Here is a 17,307-nt window from a genome sequence, read left to right as displayed (position 1 = left end):
AGCGATAATCATTTCATGAGCTTGTCCGGTTTTGGCCGATATTGTCTTGAATCGTCGTTTTCTCCTTCCCATTTCGATTCCACGCAGCCGGATCTTGGCTGTCTCCAACCGAAGGAATGGGAGAAAATGAACACATCTGCATTGATCCGTCCGGCCTGGACGCCGGCAACCATCGCGTTGATGGTGATCGGTTTCATGGTGTTCTGGCCACTCGGCTTCGCCATGCTTGCCTACATCATCTGGGGCGACCGCCTCGATGGTTTCAAGCGTGACGTCAACCGCGCCACCGACGGCATCTTCGCCGGCTGCCGCCGCGGTTCCGACAAGGCGGCGCGCTGGGGCCACGGCTCCGCCCGCACCGGCAACGTCGCTTTCGACGACTGGCGCGAAAAGGAACTGGAGCGCCTCGCCGAGGAACGCCGCAAGCTCGACGAGATGCTGACCGAGTTCGACGACTACGCCCGCGAATTGCGCCGCGCCAAGGACCAGGACGAGTTCGACCGCTTCATGGCCAACCGCAACAAGTCGACGGCGCCGACGAAGACCGACCCGAGCACCGGGACGACCACCACCAAGCGTGGCAAGGGCTCGAACCTGCTTGACGACTGAGGCCCGGCGACAGGCCAAGGTATGATGACGGCGTCGCGCGAGCGGCGCCGTTTCTTTTTTGTTCTATTCGTTTTTCTCGAATCGCGTATCGTCCCGCCATGACCCTCGGATTCTTCCGCAATCTGACAAAGCCCAAGGCCACGCCCGTCGTGGAGCGCGAATATTGCGTCGCCGGCCGTACCTTGCCGCTCAAGATCGTCGAGAACGACCGCGCAAGGCGGCTGACGCTGCGCATCGATTCGGGCGGTAAGGGCCTGCGCATCACCGTGCCGCCGGGCCTGCGCCGCGGCGAGGTGGAAAAGTTCCTCGACCGTCACCAGGACTGGCTGGAGCAGCGGCTGGCCAAGGTGCCGGCCCGGCCGCAGGTGCGGCCGGGCATCAAGATCCCCGTACGCGGCGTGCCGCACCGCATCGTCCATGAGCCTTCGAAGCGCGGCACGGTGACCATATCGAGCGACGAGCGCGGTCCGCTGCTGATCGTGCATGGCGACCGCGTGCACCTGCCGCGCCGCATCGCCGATTTCCTCAAGCGCGAGGCCAAGCGCGAGATCGAGAAGCTGGTGGGCAAACACACGCTGGCGCTGGGCAAGCGCGCCAAGGCGATCCGCTTCAAGGACACGTCGAGCCGCTGGGGCTCCTGCACCTCCGACGGCAATCTGTCGTTTTCCTGGCGCATCATGATGGCGCCGTCGCCAGTCATAAACTACCTCGTCGCGCATGAAGTGGCGCATCTCAAGGAGATGAACCACGGCCCGAAATTCTGGAAACTGTGCGAACAGCTTTGCCCGGACACCGAGCGCTGCAAGGCCTGGCTGAAGCGCAATGGCGGCGCGCTGCAAGCAATTGCGTTCGAATAGGGCCCTGCGCAAGGGCGGCGGAGAAAGAAGGTCGTCTGTAGCGATCCTTCCCACCCTCCCTCTGGCCTGCCGGCGACTACGCTCTTGCTGGCCGCACGAGCTCAATCGTCATTCGCCGCGTTGAGCTCCTCCGGTCGCAGTCCCTCATCACCATGATGCGGCCACGGCAGGAAGTTGCTGTCGAACGTATCGCCGCCGAAATAATCCAGCGCGCGATGGGCTTCGGCGCCGTTGAAGGCGGCCTTGTCCATCAGATGGGCGATGACCTCGCGCGCCTGCGCGATCTTCTGCCTGAGTTCGGCAACGGTTCTGTCAGCCATGGTCTTGCTCCCGCCTTGTGTCCCTGTCCTTCAATAGGTAGCGCCTTTGGCCTTGCCGGCAAACAGCATGCTTTTTCTCGACTCTTGGCGCTTTTCATGCCAATCCCCGCGCCATGGCGCTCGACATCAAGATTTGCGGCTTGAAGACCGACGTGGCAATAGCCGCGGCGCTGACCGGCGGCGCCAGCCATGTCGGGTTTATCTTCTTCGCCAAAAGCCCGCGCTATGTCGAGCCGGCCGAGGCTGGCCGCTTGCGCGAGGCGGCGCGCGGCAAGGCAAAAGCGGTGGCCGTCACCGTGGATGCCAGCGACGCCTTCCTGGATGAGATCGTGGCAGCGATGCAGCCCGACATGCTGCAGTTGCACGGCTCGGAAACGCCGGAGCGCGTGGCCGAGGTGAAAGCCCGCTACGGCTTGCCGGTGATGAAGGCGCTGTCGGTCAGCGAGGTTGCCGACCTCGAGCGGATAAAGCCGTTTATCGGCATTGCGGACCACTTCCTGTTCGACGCCAAGCCCCCCAAGGGCTCCGAGCTGCCCGGCGGCAATGGCGTGGCCTACGACTGGCGCATCCTCACCGGCCTTGACGCCGGCGTCGATTACATGCTTTCCGGTGGGCTCAACGCCGCCAATATCGGCGATGCCTTTCGGCTTGCCAACCCGCCCGGAATAGACATTTCCTCAGGCGTGGAAAGCGCGCCGGGCGTCAAGGATCCGGCGCTGATCGAACAGTTTTTCCGGGCCGTCAGGGCAGCGCGCGACAACCGCGCCGCCTGACCGGCTCAAACCAGAGCATGTCCCGGAAAAGTGGGAACCGGTTTTCCGGCAAGGACATGCCCCCACATCGAGACCAGGAGATCGGCGATGGACAAGCCGGCGACACCCAATTCCTTCCGTACCGGACCCGACGAACAGGGCATGTTCGGCATTTTTGGCGGTCGTTTCGTCGCCGAAACGCTGATGCCGCTGATCCTCGACCTCGAGCGGCACTGGAACGAGGTCAAGAACGATCCGGATTTCAAGGCTGAACTCACCGACCTTTCGACCCACTATGCCGGGCGGCCGTCGAAGCTCTATTTCGCGGAAGGGCTGACCAGGCATCTCGGTGGTGCAAAAGTCTACTTCAAGCGCGAGGATCTGAACCACACCGGCTCGCACAAGATCAACAACTGCCTCGGCCAGATCCTGCTGGCCAAGCGCATGGGCAAGAAGCGCATCATCGCCGAGACGGGCGCCGGCCAGCATGGCGTGGCGTCGGCCACGGTCGCGGCCCGCTTCGGCTTTCCCTGCGTCGTCTATATGGGCGCGACCGACGTCGCCCGCCAAAGCCCGAACGTCTTCCGCATGAAGCTGCTCGGCGCCGAAGTGCGGCCGGTGACCGCCGGCCACGGCACGCTGAAGGACGCCATGAACGAGGCGTTGCGTGACTGGGTGACCAATGTCGAGGACACCTATTACCTGATCGGCACCGCCGCCGGGCCGCATCCCTATCCGGAGCTGGTGCGCGACTTCCAGTCGGTGATCGGCACCGAAGCGCGCGCCCAGATCCTCGAGCAGGAAGGCCGGCTGCCGGACACCATTATCGCCGCGGTCGGCGGCGGCTCCAATGCCATCGGCCTGTTCCATCCCTTCCTCGACGACAAGGATGTTCGCATCATCGGCATCGAGGCCGGCGGCCGTGGTCTCGACGGCATCGAGCACTGTGCCTCGATGAGCGCCGGCGCGCCTGGCGTGCTGCACGGCAACCGCACCTATCTCCTGCAGAATTCCGACGGCCAGATCATGGACGGCCATTCGATCTCTGCCGGTCTCGATTATCCCGGCGTCGGGCCGGAGCATTCCTGGCTGCGCGATTCCGGCCGCGTCGAATATGTGCCGATCCTCGACGACGAGGCGCTGGAGGCCTTCAAGCTGACGACGCGCGTCGAAGGCATCATCCCGGCGCTGGAATCGGCGCACGCCATTGCGCACGCGGTGAAGATCGTGCCGGCCATGGACAAGGACCAGATCGTCATCGTCAACCTGTCCGGCCGTGGCGACAAGGACGTGCACACGGTTGCCAGCATGCTGGGCATGGAGATCTGATCATGACCACCCGCATTGACCGCCGCATGGCCAAGCTGAAGACCGAAGGCCGCCCGGCCCTCGTCACCTATTTCATGGGCGGCGACCCCGACTATGAGACGTCGCTGTCAATCATGAAGGCACTGCCTGGAGCAGGCGCCGACATCATTGAACTCGGCATGCCATTCTCCGATCCGATGGCGGACGGCCCGGCGATCCAGGCGGCGGGCCTGAGGGCGCTGAAAGGCGGCCAGACGCTGGTCAAGACGCTAAAGATGGCCTCGGAATTCCGCACCGGCGACAATGAGACGCCGATCGTGCTGATGGGCTATTACAATCCGATCTACATCTATGGCGTCGACCGCTTCCTCAAGGACGCGATCGCCAGCGGCATCGATGGGCTGATCGTCGTCGACCTGCCGCCGGAAATGGACGAGGAATTGTGCATTCCGGCGCTCAAGGCCGGCATCAACTTCATCCGGCTGGCAACGCCGACCACCGATGACAAGCGCCTGCCCAAGGTGCTGCAGAACACGTCGGGTTTTGTCTACTATGTGTCGATGACCGGCATCACCGGTTCGGCGCTGGCCGACACCGGCAAGGTGGCGGCGGCCGTGCAACGCATCAAGCGTCACACCGATCTGCCGGTCTGCGTCGGCTTCGGCGTCAAGACCGCCGAGCAGGCCCGCGTGATCGGCGCCAATGCAGATGGCGTCGTCGTCGGCACCGCGATCGTCAACGCGGTGGCCAATGTGCTGGGGCCGAAAGGCGAAAAGACCGCCGACCCGGCCGAAGCCGTCGCCACGCTGGTCAGCGGCCTTGCGCAAGGTGTGCGCTCGGCCCGCCTTGCTGCCGCCGAATAGTTTTCCTACGTCTCTTCCCAAATCTTCGTCAGGACAGGAGCCGAAGCGATGAACTGGATCACCAATTACGTTCGCCCGAAGATCAATTCGATGCTCGGCCGGCGCACCGACATGCCCGAGAATCTCTGGATCAAGGATCCGGAGACCGGCGAGATGGTGTTCCACAAGGATCTGGAATCCAACCAGTTCGTCATTCCGTCCTCCGGCCACCATATGAAGATCTCGGCCAAGGAGCGGCTGAAGTTCTTCTTCGACAACGGCAAGTACGAGACCCTGGACAACCCCAAGGTCATGCAAGATCCGCTGAAGTTCCGCGACGAGAAGCGCTATGTCGACCGGCTGAAGGACGCAAAGGCCAAGACCGGCTTGGAAGACGCCATCATCAACGCGCTGGGGACCGTCGAAGGCCTGCCGGTGGTGGTGACCGTGCAGGACTTCGCCTTCATGGGCGGCTCGCTCGGCATGGCCGCGGGTGACGCCATCGTGCACGGTTTCGAAGTCGCCTTGCAGCGCAAGCGGCCGCTGATCCTGTTCGCCGCCTCTGGCGGCGCCCGCATGCAGGAAGGCATCCTGTCGCTGATGCAGTTGCCACGCACCACGGTCGGTGTCGATCGGCTGAAGGAAGCCGGCCTGCCCTATATCGTCGTCTTGACCAATCCGACCACCGGGGGCGTCACCGCCTCCTACGCCATGCTGGGCGACGTGCACATCGCCGAGCCGGGCGCGCTGATCGGCTTTGCCGGGCCGCGTGTCATCGAACAGACCATCCGGGAAAAGCTGCCCGACGGGTTCCAGCGCTCCGAATATCTCATGGAACACGGCATGGTCGACATGGTGGTGTCGCGCCTGGAGATGCGCCAGACCATCGCACGGCTGCTGAGGATGCTGCTCAAGCTGCCGGAGGAGCAAAAGCCGCTTGAGCCGGAAATCCTGCCGCCGGCGACAATTCCGGCCGAGGCGCGGCCACAAGCCTGACGCGACACTCTTCGCCGCGAACCGCGATTGCGCCGTGTCCGTGGCGCGCTGTAGCTTTTTGATTGCCATGGCCATTGTGAAACCGATTCTGGTTCCCGGGCCATGGGCCAGGATTGTGCCATGAAAACGCTTGCCGCCGACCGCGAAATCGAAGCCCTGATGGCGCTTCACCCGAAAGGCTTCGACCTTTCGCTCGACCGCATTTCACGGTTGCTGAAGCGGCTCGACGACCCGCAGGAACGGCTGCCGCCTGTGATCCATATCGCCGGCACCAACGGTAAAGGCTCGTGCGCCGCGTTTTCGCGCGCTCTGCTCGAGGCGGCGGACTACCGCGTCCATGTCCACACCTCGCCGCATCTGGTGAACTGGCACGAGCGTTACCGGCTGGCCGCCGATGGCGGCGGCAGGCTGGTCGACGACCGGGTGTTCGCTGATGCCATCGCCCGTGTCGCCAGGGCCAATGAAGGCGAGCATATCACCGTCTTCGAGATCCTCACCGCCGTCACCTTCCTGCTGTTTTCCGAACACCAGGCCGATGCCGCCATCATCGAGGTCGGGCTCGGCGGCCGTTTCGATGCCACCAATGTCATCAAAGAGCCGGCCGTGTCGGTGATCATGCCGGTGTCGCTCGACCACGAGGCCTATCTCGGCGACCGTGTCGAACTGATCGCAGCCGAAAAGGCCGGCATCATCAAGCGCGGCTGCCCGGTGGTCATCGGCGCACAGGAAAGCGAGACGGCGCTGCAGGTGCTGATCGAGACCGCCGAGCGGCTTGAATGTCCGACCTTCGTCTACGGCCAGGATTTCCTCGCCTTCGAGGAGAACGGCCGCATGGTCTACCAGGACGAGGACGGCTTGATGGACCTGCCGCCACCACGGCTGCCCGGGCGCCACCAGTTCGCCAATGCGGCGGCGGCGATCGCGGCGGTCAAAGCGGCCGGCTTCGAGATCAGCCATCGCGCCGCCGAGAAGGCGATGACCAACGTCGCCTGGCCCGGCCGCATGCAGAAGCTGGCGCAGGGCCGGCTGGCCGAACTGGCGCCGAAGGGCGCCGACATCTGGCTCGACGGCGGCCACAATCCGGGCGCCGGCGTGGTGGTTGCCGAAGCGCTGGCGGAACAGGAAGAAAAGAACCCGCGACCACTCTTCCTCATCTCGGGCATGATCAACACCAAGGACCAGAGCGGCTATTTCCGCGCCTTCAAGGGCCTCGCCCGGCATGTTTACACGGTGCCGGTGAGCCTCAGCGACGCCGGTGTGCCGAACGACGAACTGGCGATACGCGCGACGGAAGCCGGGCTGACGGCCGAACCGGTGAGTTCCGTCGCCAGCGCGCTGATGTTGCTGCGCGACACCTGGGACGGCCCGGCGCCGCGCATCCTGATCGGCGGTTCGCTCTATCTGGCCGGTGCGGTGCTCGCCGAAAACGGCACGCCCCCGACCTGAGGTCGGCTTTCGGCGATCACCGCAAGGAGCAGTCATGATCAAGGTCCAGCAGCTCGCTCACGTCTGCATCTTCGCCAATGATCTGGAGGCGACGCGAAGCTTCTATCGCGATGTCCTCGGCATGGACACCCAGTTCAATTTCCTGCGCGACGGCAAGATTTTCGGGTTCTACCTCGATTGCGGCGGTCGCAGCCACGTCGAGGTGTTCCAGAAGGACGGGGCCAGCTATGGCGACCTGAACCAGATCAACCACTTCTGCCTCGAAGTGGAAAGCATCGACGCAGCGGTCGCCCATATCAGGTCGAAGGGCGTCGACGTCACGGCAAAGAAACTCGCCTGCGACGACACCTACCAAGCCTGGATTCGCGACCCCAACGGCGTGAAGATAGAACTGTTCGAGTATACCGAAAAAAGTGCGCAATTCGCCGGAGGCGATCGTATCGCCGACTGGTAATGGCGCCTGCCGCCCGATGGCCTTCGCCGTTACTTCAACTCGATCTCGATGAAGGCGTATTCGCCCTCATTGGCGTTGATGACGTCGTGTTCGACGCCCTCCTTGCGGAAATAGGGCGCGCCCTTCTTCATTTCGGCGAAGGATTCGCCGTCCTTGGTCAACAGCTTCACCTTGCCGTCCATCAGCGGCACGACGACATAGTCGTGGCCGTGGCGGTGCCAGCCGGTGTTGTCGCCGGGCGCAAAGCGATACTCTGTGACGATGACACGCTCATTGTCGATGAAGACGGTGGCCTTGGCGGATCCGGTCATGGGCGTTCTCCTTGCTTCTCGTGACAACAGAAGACATGGAGTGCGCAGGCGTGAGGGCCAGAACCACCCACCGATGACGCCAACAAAAAGCCCGGCGCGAGGCCGGGCTTGATGTCAGGAATTTGGGACGGATCAGGCGAGGCTGCCATTGATCCAGTGCGACAGCGCGGTCTTGGGTGCGGCGCCAACCTTCATGTCGGCCACTTCGCCGCCCTTGAAGATCATCAGCGTTGGGATCGAGCGCACGCCGAACTGCGCGGCGAGCTCGGGATTCTCGTCGATGTTCAGCTTGGCGATCTTAACCTTCGCGCCGAGTTCGGTGGCGATGTCTTCGAGCGCCGGAGCGATCATCTTGCACGGACCGCACCATTCCGCCCAGAAATCGACGACGACCGGTACGTTGGCGTTAAGTACATCGGCCTGGAAATTGCTCTTGTCGACCTTGACGGTGGTCATGCGGAAAATCCTTTCGAAAGTTTTTGTCGCACCAAATGTGGTGGTGATCGCGCCCTTCTTCAAGCAGGTGTTGTGTCACGCTCCTGTGAGTCGAGCAAGGGCGTCATCCATGGCACTGGCTGGCAGTTCGATCAGCCGCGGCGCTTCGGTGAACAGCAAGGCCGCCTTCACCGCGCATCCGGGATAAAGCGGCTGCAGCAGGGCGCGATAGAGGGCGAGTTGCAGGACGTAAGCCTGCGGGACCTCGGCCAGGGAGGCGGGTGCCGGCCGGTTGGTCTTGTAGTCGACGATAGAGACCGCGTCCGACGTCACCGCCAGCCGGTCGATCTTGCCCGAAATCGAGCGCTTTTTGCCCTTGACCTCCAGGCTGCCCATGATCGCGACCTCGGCGCGCGACGATGGCGCAAACAGCGGACCGAAGCCGGGATCGGCGAGAATGGCGGTGACTGAGGCCAGGGCCTTTTCGCGCTCGCCGGCAGGCCATTGGCCTCCGGTGCGCGCGAGGTAGCGTTGCGCCGCGCCCTCGCGTTCGACCTCGGCAATGCCCGGCAACATCTGCAGCAATTTGTGCAGGGCGAGCCCGCGCAGCACGGCAAAGCCTGGCTCGGCATCGGCATCGAGCACCGGCGAAGCCTTGGCGACCACCGCTTCCTTGCCTTCGTCGATGAGCGCCGAGGCGCCGGATGGCGACAGCGGACGCGGCAAATCCTCGAAAGGCGGCAGGGGCCGGAACAGGGTCGCCGGCAATGGCCCGAAACTGTGCGCCTGCCGCGCCTGCTCGCTGGAAACCAACGCGACTGGCGGCAGCTTGGTGACGTGGAAACGATGCACCGGACCGGCGCCGGCTGGATGCGGGCGCTCCACGCTCTCAGGCGCGCCGATCAACGCGCGGCTGACGATCGAATGCCAGGTGCCGGTGCTCGGCGCCCGCTTGCCGTGGTAGCCGCAGACGATCAGCCGGTCCTCGGCGCGGGTCATGCCGACATAGAGCAGCCGGCGGTATTCGTCGTCGGCGAGTTCCCGTGCCCGCACCGCCGCAGCCTTGGAAAACCCATTGGCGACGTCGCTGGCCGAGCGCCAGAGATAGCCCTTGCCGTCCCAGCCCGAGCCTTCGAAAGGCATCAGCCGCGGCAGATGCTGGTCGCTGAACGGCGCCGAACCGCCGTCGACCAGGAACACGACCGGCGCTTCCAGGCCCTTGGCCGCGTGCACGGTCATGACGCGGACCTCGTCGCGGGTCTGGTCCATCTCACGCTTGATCTCGGGGCCGGCGTTCTCCAGCGTCGACAGGAAGGCTTCCAGCCCGGGCAGGCCGGTTCGCTCCTCGGCAAGGCAGAAGCTCAGGAACTCGTCGAGAATGTCGCCGGCCTCAGGACCGAGCCGCGCGATCATCCTCTTGCGCACGCCATCGCGTGCCAACAGGCCGGCGTAAAACTCGAACACCGGCTTGAAGGCGGCCTCGTTCGTCCAGATGTCGAGCTGGGCGACGACCGCCGCCAAAGCCTCGCTCTCGCCGGCATGGGCGCGCAGCGATGCCAACAGCGACAGGCCGGTCGGCCTCTCCGCCGCAAGCGCAAAAAGCCCCTCCTCCGGCAGATCGAAGATCGGGCTGCGCAGGACGGCGGCGAGCGACAGATCGTCCTGCGGCTGGATGAGGAGATGGCCGAGCGCGATCAGGTCCTTGACCGCAATGTGTCCGGGCAGGCTCAGCCGGTCGGCGCCGGCGACCGGAATGTCGCGGCGTTTGAGCGCCCGGGTCAACGCGTGGACGAATCGATCGCGCTTGCGCACCAGCACCAGCACGTCGCCCGGCCGCAGCCGCTTGCCGCGGCCCTCGACGATCTCGCCGGCGCCGATCCAGCCGGCAATGGTGGCCGCGACATGCTCGGCAACGCGCACCGCCGGCGCATGCGCATGGTCGATGGCTTGCGTCCAGTCGTCGGGCTCGTCGACGACGTCGGCACCGACTGACGGCCAGACCTCGACATAGCCCGGCGCATCGGTGCGGATGGCCTGGTGGCGCAGCGGATCGGGGTCATGGCTGATGCCGCGCCGCACGGCAGGATCGGCAAAGACGCGGTCGACCGCGGTCAGAACGTCATCGGTCGAGCGGAACGACCAGGTCAGCTTGAGGTCGGCGAAGGACGCCTCGGCATCACGCACCCTTCCCGCAAACAACAGCCGGCTGTCGGCGAAGGAGTCCGGCGCGGCGCCCTGAAAGGAATAGATCGACTGCTTTTCGTCACCGACGGCAAAGACCGTGCGATGGACCCTGTCGCGGGCGCCGAAGCCGGCAAAGAATTCTTCCGCCAGTCGCTTCACCACCTCCCATTGATCCGGGCTGGTGTCCTGTGCCTCGTCGAGCAAGATGTGGTCGATGCCCTGGTCGAGCTTGTACTGCACCCAGGGACCGGCATCGGGCCGCGCCAGAAGATTGACCGTGCGGGTGATCAGGTCGTTGAAGTCGAGAAAGCCGCGGCTGCGCTTCAACACCTCGTAGCGAGCAATCAGCCAGTCGGCGATGGTCAGCGCCGCGCGCGTGCCTTCCAACATCCGGAACAGCGCCAGCCTGTCGACCGTTTCGACGATGGCATTGGCCGTCGAGAGATAGCGTTCCGCCAGATCCGGCAGTCGGTCGACCAGGGCTTTCTTGAAGGCATTGGCCGGATCGTAAGCGCTGCCATCGGTCTTGAGGAAGGCTCTCGCAAGCTGTTGCAGACGGCGAACCGGGTCGGCCTCAGTGAAAGCCTGACGCGCATAGGGCAGGATGTTGTTCAACACCGTCCTGGCATCGGTGGCATCCGCAGCCTGGGCGAAGCCGGCAAAATAGTCGGGCAGGAAACCCGGCAACGGCCAGACCGATGCCGCTATGCCTTCGGCGGTCTGACCGGGGCGGAAATGGAATTCATCGAACAGCGCCTGGAACCGCGTACCGTCGCGCCCGACGGCGTCGATGAAATTGCGCAAGCCGTCGCGCTTGCGCACGATCTCGGCCAGCAAGGCATCGAGCCCGGCTTCGCCGCCACGGTCGAGAATGGTGGCAAACGCCTCGGCCAGGTCCATGTCGCCGGCGGCCGTTCCGGAAATCATGTCTCGGCGCGCGGTAGCAAACAGCGATGCCTCCATCGGAGGATCGAGCATCTCGAAATGGGCCGGGATATTGGCCTCCAGCGGGAACTGGTGAAGCACCGATTCGCAAAAGGCATGGATGGTCTGGATCTTCAGCCCGCCGGGCGTTTCCAGCGCCTCGGCAAACAGGCGCCGCGCCCGGCGCATGGTCTCAAGATCGGGCCGGCGGCCTTCCAACGTTTCGATCCTTGCCGCCAATTCCGGGTCGCCGAGTGCCGTCCACTCCGACAGCGTCGAAAACACCCGGTTCGACATGTTGGCGGCGGCGGCGCGTGTATAGGTCAGGCACAGGATCTTCGACGGATCGGTGCCGCGCAGAAGTAGCCGGATGACGCGCTGGGCCAGCACATGCGTCTTGCCGGAGCCAGCATTGGCCGACACCCAGGCGGAATTCTGGGGGTCGGCGGCGCGGGCCTGGCTGGTCGCGGTGTCGCTGGGGATGGGATAGGCCTTCTTCATGCCTCCCCTCCCTCGTCGCCGGCATCGCCGCCGGCGGACCATTCGAGCACGCGGGCAAGATGGTCGTAATCGCCATCGGTCTCGCCTTCGCGAAACGGCAGCGCGCGCGACAGATAGCCGGTCGCCGGGTCGGCATAGTGGATCAGGAGCTTTTCCAGCCGCGCCCAGGCTTCTTCGGCGAGATCGGTGGCGGTGCGCGGCTGGCGATTGTGTTCGAGGATCGATTCCTCGAACACCTCGCCATTCGGCTTCAGCCGCACGAACGCCAGTTGCGAAGGATCGCGCGCGCCCAAATCCTTGAAGGCGCCGCGCCTGAGCAGCGCGCCCTCCAGCGCCAGTTGCGGCGCAAGCAGGGTGTGCGCCTGCGCCTTGGACGGCGAGGAGCCTGTCTTGTAATCCAGTATGTCGGCCATGCCGCCGGCCAGCAGGTCGACGCGGTCGGCATAGCCGGACAGCGTCACGCCGGACTGGCCGACGACGGTCTTGCCGGCGCGTTCCTCGGCATGCCGCCGTATCACCGCGTCGGCGCGCGTGCGCTCCCACTCGATGATGTTGGCGGCGAGTTTTTCGAAACGTGGCCACCACACCGCCTCGACATCGGCCGGAAGTGCGGCTTCGGCAAAGCAGGCGCGGCCGGCAGCGATGAGGCCGGCGAGCGCGTCGGCTGCGCGCGGATCGGCAACGCGCGCCGAGAACAGATGCAGGATGGCGTGAAACAGCGTGCCGCGCTCGGCCGCACCGGGATCGCGAATGACCGGATCGAGCGGCATCAGGCCGAGAATTTTTCGTGCATAGACGGCGTAGGGATCACGGCGCAGGGTCTCGATCTCGGTGACCGAGAAATGGCTCGGGCGAACAGACAAAGGCGGCGTCGGCTGCGGCCGTGGCGCGAAATCCTGCCTTGGGCCGGTGTCGAGCGCGCGTGCCCAGGCGAGCAATTCTTCGCCGCGCCTGCGCAGTTCAACCGTCTGGTCGTTGCCTATGAATGTGAGCAGGCGCTGCAGCCACCGCGACGGTACGGCAGGGGCGTCGCCGGCACGCGCCGAACGGGCCAGCACCACTATCTTCGCGCCCATGGCCATCTGGAAGTCATGCGCGGCAAGGCCGATGCGCCGTTCGGGTGGTTCGAGATCGATGCCGGTCTTCATTAGCCGCGACATGAAGCGGTCGCTCTCGGGCTTGCGCGGCCACACGCCCTCGTTGAGCCCGCCGATGACCAGCGTGTCGACATCCTGCAAGCGGGCTTCCAGCGCGCCCCAGATGGCGATGTTCCTGTCGGTTCCCTGTGCCGGCTTGACCGTTTCGGGCGCGATCAGCGCCGCCATCACGTCGGGCCACTCGTCCGCGGCGAATGAGAGCGGCGCGGAAGCCGCGACCAGCCCACGCAGCAATTCGGCAAGCTTCTCGCCGGCGTCACCCGCATAGAGCAAGCCAAGGCCGCCATCGGCGGTGCGGCCGAGACTTTCGAGCGCCACGACGCTGGCTCCGACCAGCGCTGCAAGGTCGGCGTCCGCCTGGCCGCGAAACCCCGCGAGCGGCGCCAGCGCCTGTGTGAGACGTTCGAGCAAATTCTTCGCGGCTTCGATGGAACGCAGGGTGAGACGGGAAAACCAGAAGGGCTGCCGGCTGCCGCTGGCAAGGCCGGTGAGACGGGTTTCGAACAGTTCCGGAAGCGAAACGATGTCGGGGCGGCCGGTGCCGCCGCGCAGCGCCACCAGTTCGACCAGCTCCGCCGCGTGGCGCACATCGGCCCGTTCGAGGCCAAGCCCAAGCAGCGGATGTTTGAGCAGCGACAGCAGGCCGACCGGATCGCCTGGCCGGTACACCGCCTCGAGCGCCAGGCCGAGCAGACTGGCCGCCGGGGTGTTGGCGAGCGGCGTGCCACCGGAATCGTCGGCGACAACGCCGAACCGCAGGAGCTCGACCGAGACGCGCCGCGCCAGCGCGCGGTCGCCGGTGACAAGAGCCGCCCTTTGGCCCGGCTCTTCGACCGCGCGCTTGAGCGCAACAGCGATCGCGACGGCTTCATCGCGTTCGCTGGCGGCTTCGAGCAGCGTCACACCGGCAAAGGCCCCGGCAATGTCGGAGGTTGAAAAGCCCTCGCGCGTCTCGGCCCACAATTCGGTGGTTTCGGCCGGCCGCAGCGCTTCGCCGACCAGGGCGGCGCGGAGCGCAAGCCGCGGCTCGGCCGTGCCGATCTCCTCGACATCGCCGCGCAGCACGCCGATCTTGCCGATCAGCCTGGCGAGACCGTATTGCGGGTGGCCGAGCACGGCCGGACGCGCGCCGGGCGCCGCGATTGCCTCGAACGACGCTTCGTCCAGCGTCCGGTCGAGACCGGGCAACACGATGGCGCCACCGGGCAAGCGGGCAATCGCGGCAAGCAACTCGGCCGTGGCCGGTATCGAGCCGGTCGAGCCCGCAGCGATGACCGGCCCGGCTGGCGGATTGCGCTGCAGCCGTGCGGCTTCAGCGCGGATCAACGCGCTGCGATGTGCGGCCGGGTTGGAGCGATCGCGTTCTTCAAGGAATTTCGGCCACGCATCGGTGACGATGCCGAGAAATTCAAGCGTCACCTGCCACCATCCGGCAAGGTTACCGGTCACCAGGCCGGTGAGCTTGGCCCAATCCGTGCCTTCCGTCTCGATTTCGTCCATCAGCCGGGCGAGATCGCGCGCCAACCAGATCGCGTCGGCGGTAGAGGCAGGGATGACGATCTCCTCGGCGAAGAGCGCCGCGACATGCGCCGGCAGCCGGCGTTTCCAGGCGCGGACCAGCGGCGCCAGCAGCAACAGGCGTTCGCTTGCCGAAATCGGCGGCGCGAGGTCGATGGCGGCGGACGCCTCGGTTTCGAATGCAGCCTCATCCTCATCGAACTCGCCGAGCGGACGGATGACCGGCAGGATCGCCGACCCGCCGCCGCCGCGTGCCGCCAGGCTGTCGACGAAAACACCCCGCAAGGCGCGCGCCGCGCGCCGCGTCGGCACATAGATGGTGACGTCGGCCAAAGCGAGCGGGTCGCCGTCAAACCGGAACCCCGGAACAAGGCGCCCGGCTAGCAGCGCCTCGGCAAGCGTCGGCAGGAACGGCGCTCCGGAGGGAATTGAGAAAACGCGGCTTGAGCCGCTCATTTCAACTCGGCTAGCGCGCCAGCCACGGCCGCCTCGGCGAGCGGAATGGCATCGGGCGTGCCGACGGTGATCCAATGACCCTGCATCGGCATGCCGAACAGCCGGCCGGCAGCAATGGCGGTGTCGAAATAGGCGTTGAGCGAGTGCGGCCCGGACTGCGCATCCTCGAACAGGCGCGGATGGACGATCGCCGCCCCGGCATAGATCAGTCCGGCCGGATCACCTTTTGAACGCCGCAAGCCGCCGTCCGGCGCCACCAGGAAATCGGTGCTGCCGCAGTGTCCGGTCGTCTGATGGAGATCCGCCAGCATCAGCAGAATATCCATTTTCGCCGCGTCCCACGCAAGGGCAAGACGGCCGAGATTGAGAGGACCCTGGTCGATCCAGAAGGTATCGGCGTTGAGGATGTAGAAGGGTTTTCCGCCCAGCTCGGGCAGCGCCTTGACGATGCCGCCGGCGGAATCGAGCAGCTTTTCGCTCTCATCGGAGATGATGATTTTTGGCCTGCGGCGAGCCGCGACATGGGCAATGATCTGTTCGGGAAGATAATGGACGTTGACGACGGCCTTGCCGACACCGGCGGCGGCCAGGCTGTCGAGCCCCCAGTCGATCAAGGTCTTGCCGGCGATCTTGACCAGCGGCTTGGGAATGGTGTCGGTGATCGGCCGCATGCGCTTGCCAAGCCCGGCGGCGAGCACGATGGCTGTGTCCGGTTTTGCTGTCACAGTGCCCGCTCCTCCAGCAAGCCGTTGGCGTTGTAGAACTCCCGCAGGCTGGCCAGCGCCGGATGGGACAGGGCCCGACGCAGATAATCGCAAATGCGCGGCAGGTGCTTCAGATAATATGGCTTGCCGTCGCGCTTTTCGAGGCGGACGAAGATGCCGAGGATCTTGGAGTTTCGCTGCGCCGCCATGATCGCGTAGGATTCCACGAAGCTTTCTTCGTCGAAAGTGCCGGCTGCGTGGCGCGCCGCGAGATAGGCGTCGAGCGTCCCTTTCTCGATTTCGGGCGACATCGTAACACGCGCGTCCATGGCGAGCGAGGCGACGTCATAGGCGCACGGACCGATCAGCGCGTCCTGGAAATCGACGATGCCCAGCCGATCATGCCCGGTGCGGTCGCCACGCCAGATGATGTTGGGAGAATGGAAATCACGCAGCATCAGCGTGGTTTCGCGGCCTTGCAGCCGGTCGAGGAGTGCGTTCCATTGCTTGTGGTAACCGGCGCGCAAGGCATCGCTTGCCGGGCTGCCCGATATCGCCGGCACGTACCAGTCGACCAGCAGATCGGCCTCGATCATCATGGCATCGCGGTCGAAAGGCGGCACGTCGTGGAAGCCGCCCTGCCCCGTTGCCAGGCGCTGCGGCCAACTCCTGCCATGCATCATGGCCAGCAGTTCGGCCGCCGCCGCATAACGCGCGGCCACCGGCTGGCCATCGCCGCCGAGAAATGCTTCCGAACCAAGATGCTCGAGCAGCAGGAACCCCTGATTCTGGTCCTCGGCATGGATTTCCGGAACGCTGACCCCACCCGCCTTCAAAGCCCGGTCGATGGCGACGAAGGCGGAGACCGACTGCGCTGTGTGCGCGATCTCGGCATAGGGCTTGCCGTCGCGGACCGGCGGCCCGAGCACCAGCCGCGGCGAATTCATCAAGACCTGCGGCTTTCGGCCGGCAAGCGAGACAATCTCGTAGGAGCGGGCCGAGGCATCGCCGATGAAATGGCGGCGCCTTGCGTCGCCCCAGCCGGCAGTTTGGAGAAAGTCGCGCATGGCCAGCGAGCGCGCCGCGCGGTCGAAGGCGGCGCCCTCGCCCGACAACCGGGCCAGCCGTCCCTCGCCATGCTGGATGAGTTCGATCAGAATCGACGTTTTCGGCAGGTAGCCTTCGGCTCGTTCGGGCCATTCGACCAGGGCAGCACCTTGCGCCAAGGCTTCGTCGAAACCAAGTTCGTCAATCTCAGCCGCCGAGGACAGGCGGTAGAGATCGAAATGATGGACCGGGATGCGGGTGTCGTAGCTCTGCACCAGCGTGAAGGTCGGGCTTGGAACATCTAGACCGGCATCGTCGGCCAAAGCCCTGATCAACGCCCGCGCCAGGGTGGACTTGCCGGCGCCGAGGTCGCCCTTGAGGGCCAGGACGTCCCCCGGACGCAATGACAACGCCAGATCCTCGCCCAGCAGCGCTGTCTGTGTCTCGTCGGCGAGTAACCGCTCCAGCACCAATCCCGTCATCGAG

15 protein-coding genes are annotated in these 17,307 nt (G+C 65.2%); 8 read left to right on the top strand and 7 right to left on the bottom strand.

Going from position 1 to position 17,307, the window contains the following annotated elements; genetic code table 11:
- Positions 1-126: 126 nt before the first annotated feature.
- Together AC1D2G_RS04525 and AC1D2G_RS04520 are read left to right on the top strand one after the other, a co-directional pair.
- Positions 127-609 carry a DUF2852 domain-containing protein gene (locus AC1D2G_RS04525; protein WP_095083163.1) on the top strand — a complete coding sequence of 161 codons (483 nt, stop codon included), beginning with the start codon at positions 127-129 and terminating at the stop codon, positions 607-609.
- 98 nt (positions 610-707) lie between these two features.
- Complete coding sequence (locus AC1D2G_RS04520; RefSeq protein ID WP_095083165.1) at positions 708-1,466, top strand: M48 family metallopeptidase; 759 nt, start codon at positions 708-710, stop codon at positions 1,464-1,466.
- 101 nt (positions 1,467-1,567) lie between these two features.
- Here AC1D2G_RS04520 and AC1D2G_RS04515 read toward each other — a convergent pair whose 3' ends face one another.
- Positions 1,568-1,786 (bottom strand): hypothetical protein, encoded by a 219-nt coding sequence (locus tag AC1D2G_RS04515; RefSeq protein ID WP_477412270.1) that lies wholly within the window; start codon positions 1,784-1,786, stop codon positions 1,568-1,570.
- Positions 1,787-1,899: 113 nt separating this feature from the next.
- Between AC1D2G_RS04515 and AC1D2G_RS04510 the strand changes: the two genes are divergently transcribed.
- The 6 genes from AC1D2G_RS04510 to AC1D2G_RS04485 all read left to right on the top strand — a co-directional run bounded on the left by AC1D2G_RS04510 (position 1,900) and on the right by AC1D2G_RS04485 (position 7,584).
- Positions 1,900-2,559 (top strand): phosphoribosylanthranilate isomerase, encoded by a 660-nt coding sequence (locus AC1D2G_RS04510; protein ID WP_477412268.1) that lies wholly within the window; start codon positions 1,900-1,902, stop codon positions 2,557-2,559.
- 87 nt (positions 2,560-2,646) lie between these two features.
- Positions 2,647-3,867 carry a tryptophan synthase subunit beta gene (trpB, locus tag AC1D2G_RS04505; protein WP_477412266.1) on the top strand — a complete coding sequence of 407 codons (1,221 nt, stop codon included), beginning with the start codon at positions 2,647-2,649 and terminating at the stop codon, positions 3,865-3,867.
- Positions 3,868-3,869: 2 nt separating this feature from the next.
- Positions 3,870-4,709: a tryptophan synthase subunit alpha gene (gene trpA, locus AC1D2G_RS04500; RefSeq protein WP_477412264.1), complete on the top strand. Its 840-nt coding sequence runs from the start codon at positions 3,870-3,872 to the stop codon at positions 4,707-4,709.
- A 48-nt stretch (positions 4,710-4,757) separates the two neighbouring features.
- Positions 4,758-5,684: an acetyl-CoA carboxylase, carboxyltransferase subunit beta gene (gene accD / locus AC1D2G_RS04495; protein WP_477412262.1), complete on the top strand. Its 927-nt coding sequence runs from the start codon at positions 4,758-4,760 to the stop codon at positions 5,682-5,684.
- A gap of 120 nt (positions 5,685-5,804) precedes the next feature.
- Entirely contained in the window at positions 5,805-7,130 is a 1,326-nt protein-coding gene (locus tag AC1D2G_RS04490; protein WP_477412260.1) for a bifunctional folylpolyglutamate synthase/dihydrofolate synthase, read from the top strand.
- Between the two features lie 34 nt (positions 7,131-7,164).
- Positions 7,165-7,584, top strand: coding sequence for a VOC family protein (locus AC1D2G_RS04485; protein WP_477412258.1), 420 nt, complete (start codon positions 7,165-7,167; stop codon positions 7,582-7,584).
- Between the two features lie 29 nt (positions 7,585-7,613).
- Here the strand turns inward: AC1D2G_RS04485 and AC1D2G_RS04480 are convergent, their stop codons facing one another.
- From AC1D2G_RS04480 to tsaE, 6 genes are all read right to left on the bottom strand, one after another.
- A complete protein-coding gene (locus AC1D2G_RS04480; RefSeq protein ID WP_095083181.1) occupies positions 7,614-7,895 on the bottom strand; it encodes a cupin domain-containing protein in 282 nt (93 codons plus the stop codon).
- Between the two features lie 132 nt (positions 7,896-8,027).
- A complete protein-coding gene (gene trxA, locus AC1D2G_RS04475; RefSeq protein WP_013891648.1) occupies positions 8,028-8,351 on the bottom strand; it encodes a thioredoxin in 324 nt (107 codons plus the stop codon).
- 75 nt (positions 8,352-8,426) lie between these two features.
- On the bottom strand, positions 8,427-11,939 hold the full coding sequence (gene addA, locus AC1D2G_RS04470) for a double-strand break repair helicase AddA (RefSeq protein WP_477412256.1): 3,513 nt from the start codon (positions 11,937-11,939) through the stop codon (positions 8,427-8,429).
- A complete protein-coding gene (gene addB, locus AC1D2G_RS04465; RefSeq protein ID WP_477412254.1) occupies positions 11,936-15,070 on the bottom strand; it encodes a double-strand break repair protein AddB in 3,135 nt (1,044 codons plus the stop codon). The genes addA and addB overlap by 4 nt, the downstream gene beginning before the upstream one ends.
- The gene (locus AC1D2G_RS04460) at positions 15,067-15,795 is read right to left on the bottom strand and encodes a nucleotidyltransferase family protein (protein WP_477412252.1); all 729 of its coding nucleotides are present in this window, start codon (positions 15,793-15,795) and stop codon (positions 15,067-15,069) included. The genes addB and AC1D2G_RS04460 overlap by 4 nt, the downstream gene beginning before the upstream one ends.
- Complete coding sequence (gene tsaE / locus AC1D2G_RS04455) at positions 15,792-17,303, bottom strand: tRNA (adenosine(37)-N6)-threonylcarbamoyltransferase complex ATPase subunit type 1 TsaE (protein ID WP_477412250.1); 1,512 nt, start codon at positions 17,301-17,303, stop codon at positions 15,792-15,794. Before tsaE ends, AC1D2G_RS04460 begins: the two co-directional genes overlap by 4 nt.
- Positions 17,304-17,307: the final 4 nt, after the last annotated feature.

The organism is Mesorhizobium sp. P2_C7, assembly GCF_056404515.1.
This window is presented reverse-complemented; position numbering and strand designations above follow the sequence as displayed.

Excerpts from the sequence above, each read along its gene's own strand:
- AC1D2G_RS04525 (WP_095083163.1), top strand. The coding sequence starts at position 127 with ATGAACACATCTGCATTGATCCGTCCGGCCTGGACGCCGGCAACCATC.
- AC1D2G_RS04520 (WP_095083165.1), top strand. The coding sequence starts at position 708 with ATGACCCTCGGATTCTTCCGCAATCTGACAAAGCCCAAGGCCACGCCC.
- AC1D2G_RS04515 (WP_477412270.1), bottom strand. The coding sequence starts at position 1,786 with ATGGCTGACAGAACCGTTGCCGAACTCAGGCAGAAGATCGCGCAGGCG.
- AC1D2G_RS04510 (WP_477412268.1), top strand. The coding sequence starts at position 1,900 with ATGGCGCTCGACATCAAGATTTGCGGCTTGAAGACCGACGTGGCAATA.
- trpB (WP_477412266.1), top strand. The coding sequence starts at position 2,647 with ATGGACAAGCCGGCGACACCCAATTCCTTCCGTACCGGACCCGACGAA.
- trpA (WP_477412264.1), top strand. The coding sequence starts at position 3,870 with ATGACCACCCGCATTGACCGCCGCATGGCCAAGCTGAAGACCGAAGGC.
- accD (WP_477412262.1), top strand. The coding sequence starts at position 4,758 with ATGAACTGGATCACCAATTACGTTCGCCCGAAGATCAATTCGATGCTC.
- AC1D2G_RS04490 (WP_477412260.1), top strand. The coding sequence starts at position 5,805 with ATGAAAACGCTTGCCGCCGACCGCGAAATCGAAGCCCTGATGGCGCTT.
- AC1D2G_RS04485 (WP_477412258.1), top strand. The coding sequence starts at position 7,165 with ATGATCAAGGTCCAGCAGCTCGCTCACGTCTGCATCTTCGCCAATGAT.
- AC1D2G_RS04480 (WP_095083181.1), bottom strand. The coding sequence starts at position 7,895 with ATGACCGGATCCGCCAAGGCCACCGTCTTCATCGACAATGAGCGTGTC.
- trxA (WP_013891648.1), bottom strand. The coding sequence starts at position 8,351 with ATGACCACCGTCAAGGTCGACAAGAGCAATTTCCAGGCCGATGTACTT.
- addA (WP_477412256.1), bottom strand. The coding sequence starts at position 11,939 with ATGAAGAAGGCCTATCCCATCCCCAGCGACACCGCGACCAGCCAGGCC.
- addB (WP_477412254.1), bottom strand. The coding sequence starts at position 15,070 with ATGAGCGGCTCAAGCCGCGTTTTCTCAATTCCCTCCGGAGCGCCGTTC.
- tsaE (WP_477412250.1), bottom strand. The coding sequence starts at position 17,303 with ATGACGGGATTGGTGCTGGAGCGGTTACTCGCCGACGAGACACAGACA.